The sequence below is a fragment of the Kineococcus glutinatus genome (assembly GCF_039542765.1).
Taxonomy (GTDB): Bacteria; Actinomycetota; Actinomycetes; order Actinomycetales; family Kineococcaceae; genus Kineococcus_A; species Kineococcus_A glutinatus.
On record NZ_BAABIL010000725.1, the window covers coordinates 1 to 3,745 of the forward strand.

Genomic DNA, 3,745 nt, shown 5'->3' on the forward strand with positions numbered 1-3,745 from the left:
GCCGACACCGCGGCGCGGGCGTGGACGGAGGCCGACGTCGCGCTGCTGGAGCAGATCGCCACCTCGGCGCAGGCCGAGCTGGAGCTGTCCGCGCTGGCGCTGCAGGCCGAGGACGACCGGCTGCGCTGGGCGCTGGCCGTCGACGCGGCCGGGGTCGGCGGTTTCGACTGGGACCTGCGCACCGGCGAGCTCACCTGGGACGCGCGGCTGCTGGAGCTGTTCGGCTACGACGAGCAGACCTTCGACCGGACCATCGCCGCTTTCGAGGCGCGGGTGCACCCGGACGACCTGCCCCGCGTCGGCGAGGAGCTGCAGGCCGCCGTCGAGACCGGCGGGCCCTTCGAGATGGAGTACCGCGTCGTGCGCCCGGCCGGGGACGTCCGCTGGGTGACGGCCCGCGGCCGGGCGCTGCCCGAGGCGCCCGGCCGCGGCGGGCGCGTCCTCGGCGTCGCCTACGACACGACCGGGACGAAGGACTCCCAGGCGCGCGTGGTGCGGGTCCTGGAGTCGATGCACGAGGCGTTCTTCTCCCTCGACCGCGACTGGCGGTTCAGCTACGTCAACGCCCAGGCCGAGCGGCTGCTGGGGTTCGGGCGCGAGGAGCTGCTCGGCAGCAGCATCTGGGGGCTGTTCCCCGCCGCCGTCGGCAGCCCCTTCGAGACGCACTACCGCCACGCCGCCGGATCCGGGGACGTCGTCACCTTCGAGGCGTACTACCCGCCGCCGCTGGACGCCTGGTACGAGGTGCGGGCCTGGCCCGACCCCGACGGGCTGTCGGTGTACTTCCAGGACGTCACCGAGCGCCGCGCGGCCCGGCTGGCCGCCGAGGCGGCGGCGCGGCGGCTCACCCTGCTCTCCGACGTCAGCGCCGAGCTGGCCGCGACCCTCGACGCGGAGGACGCCGTGGGCCGCCTCGCCCAGCGCATCCTGCCCGCGCTCGCCGACTGGTGCGTCATCACGCTCGTCGACGAGGACGGCCGGCTGCGCGACGTCGGCTGGTGGCACGCCGAGGAGGCCGCGCGCCCCCTCGTGGCCCGCTACGCCGAGCTGCGCCTGGACGCCCTCACCGACGACTCCTACCTCGCCCAGGTGCTGCGCACCGGGCAGCCCGCCCTCATCCTGGGCAGCGCCGAGGAGGCCGTCGCGCGGGTCCTGATCCCCGGCGAGGTGCGCGAGCTGCTGCGCACGCTGGCCCCGCACTCCGCGGCGATCCTGCCGCTGCGGGGCCGCGACCGCACCGTGGGCCTGCTCACCGCCTTCACCGGGCGCCAGCGCGGCGCGATCCGCGACGACGACCTCGTCACGCTGCGGGAGGTGGCCACCCGCGCCGGCCTGGCCCTGGACAACGCGCGGCTCTACGCCCAGCAGCGCGAGCTCGCCGAGGAGCTGCAGCGCAGCCTGCTCACCGCCCCGCCCGAACCCGGCCACCTGCAGGTCGCCGTCCGCTACGAACCGGCCGCGCAGGCCGCGCAGGTGGGCGGCGACTGGTACGACTCGTTCCTGCAGCCCGACGGGGCCACCGTCCTCGTCATCGGCGACGTCGTCGGGCACGACACCGCCGCCGCCGCCGCGATGGGGCAGCTGCGCAGCCTGCTGCGCGGCATCGCCTTCACCAGCGAGGAAGGACCCGCCGACGTCCTGCAGCGCCTGGACCGGGCCGTGGAGGGGCTGGCCGTCGGCACCACCGCCACGGTCGTCGTGGCGCGGCTGGAGCAGGACGAGGCGATGCGCCGCGACGGGACCACCCGGCTGCGCTGGTCCAGCGCGGGCCACCCGCCGCCCCTCGTCCTGCACCCGGGCGGCCGGGTGGAGGAGCTGGCGGCCCCGGAGGCCGACCTGCTGCTGGGTTTCGCCGCCGACGCCGAGCGCACCGAGCGCACCACCGAGCTGGCCCGGGGCGCCACGGTGCTGCTGTACACCGACGGGCTCGTCGAGCGGCGCGGGCAGTCCATCGACGAGGGCATCGGGGTGCTGCGCGCGGCGCTGTCCGACCTCGCCGGCGCCGGCCTGGAGGAGCTCTGCGACGGGGTGCTGGAACGGCTGCGGCCGGCGGTGCCGGAGGACGACGTGGCGCTCGTCGCGGTGCGCCTGCACCTGCACGACGACCCGCCGGCGCCGGTCGCGCAGCAGGGCGGCGGTTCGTGAGCACCCCCGCACGCGGCCGGTTCGCCGGCGCCGACCCGCACGTCGCACCGGAGCCGGAGCGCTCGGCGCTGGTGCTGGTCGACGTCCAGGTCGACTTCGCCGACGGCGGCGCCAGCCCCGTGCCGGGCACCAGCGAGGTCGTGCCCGCCCTCGTCCGGTTGCTGCGCGCCTTCCGCCGCGCCGGCCGCCCCGTCGTGCACGTCGTGCGCCTCTACGACGGCGACGACGTCGACCTGCCCCGGCGCACCCTGCTCGCCGCCGGGGCCCCCGTCGTGCGGCCGGGATCACCGGGTTCGCAGATCGTCGCCGACCTGCTGCCCGCCGGGGCGCCCGCCCTCGACCCGCAGCGGCTGCTGGCGGGGGAGTTCCAGCAGCTGGGCCCGCGGGAGTGGGCGATGTGGAAACCCCGCTGGGGCGCCTTCCACCGCACCCGCCTCGAGGAGCACCTGCGGGCGCTGGACGTCACCACCGTCGTGCTGGCCGGGTGCAACTTCCCCAACTGCCCGCGCGCCACCGCCTACGGCGCCAGCGAGCGCGACCTGCGCGTCCTGCTCGTGCGCGACGCGATCTCCGGTCTGCTCCCCGGGCACGAGGCGGAGGCCGCGCGCATCGGCGTCCTGGCCGCCGCCACCACGGAGGTCGAGGACCTGGTGGCGGCGACCGGAGAGGCGTAGCCGCCGCGCAGCGCCGGGGGCGGCGCGTCGGCCGTCGGCGGGGCGCGTCAGGAGTGGTCGGCGCGGAACTCCGCCGCGCGCTCGGCGAACCAGGGGTCGTCGGTGATGTCGGCCAGCGCCGCCAGCTGCTCGGCGTGGATCGCGTGGTACTTCGGGTTCTGCCACAGGGGGCGCCGGCAGCCCGGCAGCTGCAGGCAGTAGTAGGACACCCCGCCGGGGACCCGGAAACCGGCGAGCTCGTCCCGGACCGTGGTGGCCCCCTCGCTGAACAGCCGGGCGGCGTCCTCGGAACCGGTGACCCGGTGGTAGTCGTACAGGCCGTACAGCGCGAAGTTGTGCCCGTTGAGCACCAGCAGCGGCTCGGTGTCGCCCGCGTACTCCTCGAACCACACGTGCCGCTCGTCGTCGGTGAGGGTGACCCACGGGTGCCCCGGCCCGCGCTCCACCTCGAAGGAGCGGAACGTGCGGTCGGCGGCCGTGCGCCACCGCTGGTCGTGGTCGACCTCCCACAACCGGACGAACAGCGACAGGGCCTGTCCCTGCGCCATCCCCGAGTACCACGGGGCGTGGATCGTGTTGTCCACCTCGTCACCGAGGGGGAAGTCGAACGGGTAGGGGAAGAAGATCGCGTCCTCGTGGGTGCGCGCGGTCCCCAGCAGCGCCTCGGCGTTCGCCCGGGCCCGCCGCAGGTACTCCCCGTCACCGGTGCGGTGGTAGCCGGCCAGCGCCGCCAGCGCGTACTGCGCCGTGCCCACCGGGTGCAGGAACCGGGTGCCGTCGCGCTCGTAGAGCTGCACGCCGTCCGCGTCCACCCGGCGCGCGGGGTCGTCCAGCCGCAGCAGCTCCCCACCCTCGTACGGCAGCTGCGCGACGGCGGTGAGGCGGAACCCGTCGTCGCGGGGCGCGAGCTGCCGCATCGCCAGCAC

Annotated in this window: 3 protein-coding genes; 2 read left to right on the top strand and 1 reads right to left on the bottom strand. The window is 76.2% G+C overall.

Going from position 1 to position 3,745, the window contains the following annotated elements; genetic code table 11:
• Both ABEB16_RS20655 and ABEB16_RS20660 read left to right on the top strand, forming a co-directional pair.
• Positions 1–2,145, top strand: a 2,145-nt coding sequence (locus ABEB16_RS20655; protein WP_345714067.1) for a SpoIIE family protein phosphatase, incomplete at its 5' end; no start/stop codon positions are given.
• Entirely contained in the window at positions 2,142–2,819 is a 678-nt protein-coding gene (locus tag ABEB16_RS20660; protein ID WP_345714068.1) for a cysteine hydrolase family protein, read from the top strand. The genes ABEB16_RS20655 and ABEB16_RS20660, both read left to right, overlap by 4 nt.
• Positions 2,820–2,866: 47 nt before the next feature.
• Here the strand turns inward: ABEB16_RS20660 and ABEB16_RS20665 are convergent.
• On the bottom strand, positions 2,867–3,745 hold an 879-nt coding region (locus ABEB16_RS20665), incomplete at its 5' end, for a D-glucuronyl C5-epimerase family protein (protein WP_345714069.1).